Here is a 4,665-nt window from a genome sequence, read left to right as displayed (position 1 = left end):
TTTCATTTTATCCAATACCCAATTTATACCTTCTATACTTTCTGCACCTACGCTTACACTATTAGTAGTATAACTATTTGGTTTACCTTCATCATCGTAATAAACTTCGTGTATTTGGAAAAACCAATATTCGCCATCTTTGTGTGCTAATATTCTATGATTCCAACTCATAATAAAACGGTGGCTAACAAAGTATATAGCACATAGCCTGTCAGCCATTTTTGAAACTATGTGCGGTTATTAAATTATTTTCTATTTTACTTAGGTCTGTGAGTGGATACGTGCCATATATTCAACGTTAGCAAAAATGTAAAACTGACATAACGTTAAAACAAGAAAAAAATGAAACACAAAAACAACTTACGGTTACTCATTTTAACCCTGATTGGAATGATAATATATTCCTGTCAAAAAGATGACGAGATTAATCCTCAAGCAGTAGAACAACAAGCACCAACAGAAGGTTTAATTAAACTTGGTGAAAAACTAGAAAACCCCTATTCGGTAGAAAACATGCAAAAAGCGTGGGAGAACCTTAAGAAAAGGGTAGAGGTTTCAAAAGGTAGCGATATAAAAACAACACACCTCTATATCAAGTTTAAACCAAAGACAGAAGAAGAACTCGATATACTTAAAAGAGATTCTACTCTAGTGCTTTACGATATACCATTGGATGTTGAAATAGAAGAAGGCGGCGATTTTTATCATGACCCAGAAGTTCCAATTGGCCAACCAACATATCAGTATGTTTCAATACCCATAGAAAAGCAAATTCCTTCGGGAGTTGAACATGAAATATTAGAAGAACTCTTCATACCAGATGAAGATGGCGATTATGAAGAAACTTCAAAGTCATTTGCTTCAAAGACAACTATAGATCAATTGGTAGATGAATCTTTACGATTGACAAGTAATCTTGATGAAAGTGAAGTAGGAAGCTCATTAACGGCAAAAAGCAAGTGGCGACCAGCTGGAACTATTAAAGTATGGGATGACGTGCTGAATACATTTGTTGGAGTTGAAGGTGTTGAAGTTAGGGCAAGAAGATGGTTTACCACACACAAAGGTATTGCCAACTCTAGTGGATATTATTCCTGTGATGGGCGTTTCCGTAGAGATGCCAATTATAGTATTGATTGGGAAAGATATCATTTTGCACTTCAGGATGGTTGGCTAAATGGAGCTACATATAATGGGCCAAAAAAAAGAGGGAATTGGGATTTAAACCTTGACAGTGGGAAACAAGAATATTATGCCACTATTTTTAGAGCAGCCTATCATTATTATTACAAAGATATAAAAGGATTAAGACGACCACCACAAAACAGTTTTTGGAAAACGCAAATGAAAATAAAGGCATTCTTGCAAGATGGCGGAGATTGTGGAAGTTCAACAACAAGTATTGGTTGTCATACTAGTTTTTGGAGAGCATTTGGACTACATAGTCCTATAAGGATTTATACTTATCAAAGGTCTGCTATTGAAACCTATGCAACAACTATTCATGAATTAGCACATGCTTCTCATTGGAAAATGGAAAAATCTATAACGTTTAATTTTAACAGTATAGACGATAAAGTGAAAGAATCTTGGGCAAGAGGCGTACAATGGGAATTAGGTAGAATGACTTATCCAAATTATTTAGGAAGAGAACGTAGAACAAATGATTATACATTAGTTGTTGCTGATATGATAGACAATTCATCTACAGATGATACTAATTACGGATATGGTTTTAATGCTTGGGACAATCAAGATGAAGTTTCGGGATATACAATCAAACAAATAGAAGATGCATTAGTAGACCAAAAAACTTGGAATGATTGGAGAGACAATATTATACGTAAATATACAAACTCAACAGAAGATAATTTAAACCGTTTATTTAGAGCTTATGAATAATATAAAAATTTCAATTATTAGTATTTCAATAGTTTTATTTAGTGCTTGCACACAAACAGAAACAGAATATACCACATCAGCAACTATCTATTTAATAAATGAAACTAATGTAGTTGTTAAATCGGATGATGTTTTAGGTTATGTAATTCAACCAAAAGATACTTTAATTCATACAGAATCATATACATCTGAATATAATAACAAGCCTTCAATAGATAATTATGACCCATTTCCTCCTGCAGGAAATATATTTATCTATGGTGACAATTCTCAATGCGAAAGAGGTATAGATAAAATTGAAAACTATGAAAACAGAAGAGAAATTAGTGAACTTGAATTTGAATTTACCTTTCGATTTACAGAAGAAAAAAGAGAGAATGCCGAACCTTGCAATTTATAAACACTTTTGCTAACACAGTATATAAAAAATAGCAGTTAAGTGCAGACCATAAAGTTTATGCTTTTCTGCTATTTTTGTTTTTAACCTGAAAGTAATAGATAATTTATTCTGCTACTTTTCATATACCCAACCGTTAGCGAACATATTGTTAAAAACCCCAACTGTTCGCTATTACCCTGAATTGTTAAAACCATTAGAGTTTGGTTTGGGTAAATTAGCACTTTTTAAAATGGTTTCTTTAAGGTCGTTGCTTTCTAAATCTTAAGGCCTCTTATTAAAATTATAGCTTACCTATGTTTTTTTAAGTGGACTGATTTTACTTACGTGTAAGCCGACTTGTTTTCTTTTTGCATAAGCTTGGGTAAAACCATAAACCAATAGGGTTTGTCTTTTAGGAGTAGTACGATTAAGAAAAAGAAACCATTTTAAAAAGGGTTTGGGAAGTCTAGTAATGGTTTGCTGCTAGGGCTAAGGATTGGGCAACAACACGTTCGCTAACAATATGTATAATCCATACTAGTCGATTTTCCAATGGAAAATCTCCCTATTTTTACTATATTTATTACGCGGCCCGAAATCTTGTAGATTTCTAGACCGTACAAATTATACACGGAACGTTGGCAGTAATATGAACAAAATATGAAATTAAAGTTTTCAGAAAGGCTTGGACTTTTTAAGCCAAAAACCACTTTATCCAAAGAGCAAATGCCAAACGAATTACGGAACACTTTGTGGTCTATAATTTGTGACGAAACTCTGGGAAAACTTTCAAATCATAGCTACAATAATAGACCTTCTGATTTAGCAGAATTTTTTCGAAAACAATGGAGAGATTTTTTCAAAATACCAATTGACAATCTTATTATTTCAGATGGTAGAATTTATCCAGACGATGCATATAAACATATTAGAAAGTGGTTTTTCGAAGCCAAGTGGTATGAAATTTATGAATATTTAGAATTTTGTGCAGAGGAATTTGGGCAAAATTTTGTAGACGTATGCAATCCATATTTGGAACGAGAATTATCAGGTTTCAGGTTTGTAGGTTTAAGTCTTCTTGAAATTGACTCAAGTCAAGAAATTAATGAAATTGAAGAAGCTCTAAATTCGGGAATGAAATATCGTTCAGTTAAAATTCATTTAGAAAGCTCTCTAAAATTAATAACTGATAAAAGAAAGCCTGATTATCGGAATTCTATTAAAGAATCTATTTCAGCTGTAGAATCTTTATGTAAAATAATAACTGGAAATGAAAAAACGACATTAGGACAAGCATTAAATATTTTAGATAAGCAAAAACCTATTCCTAAAAGTCTAAAATCTGGTTTTAAGGCTATTTATGGATATGCATCTGATAATGGCGGAATTAGACACGGATTATTGAATGACGATGTTGAACCGAGTCTCGAAGAGGCAAAATTTATGTTAGTCGCTTGTTCTGCTTTTGTAAATTATTTGATTACTAAAAATTAAAAATACTACTGCCAACAACGTGTATAATTAATTGCTTTGGTAATTGCCTACTTGGAAAATTCCTTCGGAATTTTCTCGCGTTCGTTTTTGTTTACTAAATTAGTTGCTGAAACACGCAACTAACCATACACAAAACCGTTGGCGGTAATTTGAAAAATGAAAATAAAATTCAAAAAATATATAGAAGAAGACAAATCAGATGTTTTGAAAATGATGACCTCATTTAACAAAATTGATGACTATGATTTTGACTTAATAATCGGAGAAAGAAACTTATTGGAATTCACTTCTAATGATTCATTAGGAAGACTCTATTTAATCAAATTTGAACAGCTGAACATTGGCTATATTATACTGACATTTGGATTCAGCTTTGAATATAAAGGTAGAGATGCATTTATTGATGAATTCTACATAAAACAAGATTATAGAAACAAGGGGATTGGGAAAATGACAATGGACTTCATTGAATCTGAATCAAAAAAGTTGAATATAAATGCGGTACACTTAGAAGTTGAACGTCATAATATAAATGCGAACAGATTATACCTGAATAATGGATATGAATCAAATGACAGAACATTATTAACGAAAAGAATAAAAACTACTGCCAACAATGGCTATAAGTAATTGCTTCAGTTGGTCAAGACAAGGAACACTTCCTACTTCATACAACAACCAACAAAACCGGAAAAACCGAACAAACAATCGCAACTACTCATAGCCGAGACCGTTGTAGCCAATTAAACAAATGAACTTTCCTGAAATAGGTTGACTAAAAATTAATCACTTAATGATAGTCACTTATGAAACAACAAAATGAACACTGGCGAAAAAAAAGCTACCAAAAAGCAACCTTAGAAACCAAACTTTTAGTCGTCGACCAAATT

4 protein-coding genes are annotated in these 4,665 nt (G+C 32.4%); all 4 read left to right on the top strand.

The window, feature by feature from the left end; all coding sequences use genetic code 11:
- Positions 1-390: 390 nt before the first annotated feature.
- The 4 genes from AB8B65_RS01735 to AB8B65_RS01720 all read left to right on the top strand — a co-directional run bounded on the left by AB8B65_RS01735 (position 391) and on the right by AB8B65_RS01720 (position 4,405).
- Positions 391-1,902 (top strand): hypothetical protein, encoded by a 1,512-nt coding sequence (locus tag AB8B65_RS01735; protein WP_405299073.1) that lies wholly within the window; start codon positions 391-393, stop codon positions 1,900-1,902.
- Positions 1,895-2,302, top strand: a complete 408-nt coding sequence (locus AB8B65_RS01730) for a hypothetical protein (RefSeq protein ID WP_405299072.1) — start codon at positions 1,895-1,897, stop codon at positions 2,300-2,302. The genes AB8B65_RS01735 and AB8B65_RS01730 overlap by 8 nt, the downstream gene beginning before the upstream one ends.
- 639 nt (positions 2,303-2,941) lie before the next feature.
- Positions 2,942-3,775 carry an AbiJ-NTD4 domain-containing protein gene (locus AB8B65_RS01725; protein WP_405299071.1) on the top strand — a complete coding sequence of 278 codons (834 nt, stop codon included), beginning with the start codon at positions 2,942-2,944 and terminating at the stop codon, positions 3,773-3,775.
- 156 nt (positions 3,776-3,931) lie between these two features.
- Entirely contained in the window at positions 3,932-4,405 is a 474-nt protein-coding gene (locus AB8B65_RS01720; RefSeq protein ID WP_405299070.1) for a GNAT family N-acetyltransferase, read from the top strand.
- Positions 4,406-4,665 lie beyond the last annotated feature (260 nt).

Origin of the sequence: Kordia sp. (genome assembly GCF_045105435.1) — a bacterium.
Lineage (GTDB): Bacteria > Bacteroidota > Bacteroidia > Flavobacteriales > Flavobacteriaceae > Kordia.
The sequence above is the reverse complement of the archived record's forward strand: the minus strand, read 5'-3'. Positions and strand labels throughout refer to the sequence as shown.

Coding starts and splice junctions, on each gene's coding strand:
- AB8B65_RS01735 (WP_405299073.1), top strand. CDS start 391: ATGATAATATATTCCTGTCAAAAAGATGACGAGATTAATCCTCAAGCA.
- AB8B65_RS01730 (WP_405299072.1), top strand. CDS start 1,895: ATGAATAATATAAAAATTTCAATTATTAGTATTTCAATAGTTTTATTT.
- AB8B65_RS01725 (WP_405299071.1), top strand. CDS start 2,942: ATGAAATTAAAGTTTTCAGAAAGGCTTGGACTTTTTAAGCCAAAAACC.
- AB8B65_RS01720 (WP_405299070.1), top strand. CDS start 3,932: ATGAAAATAAAATTCAAAAAATATATAGAAGAAGACAAATCAGATGTT.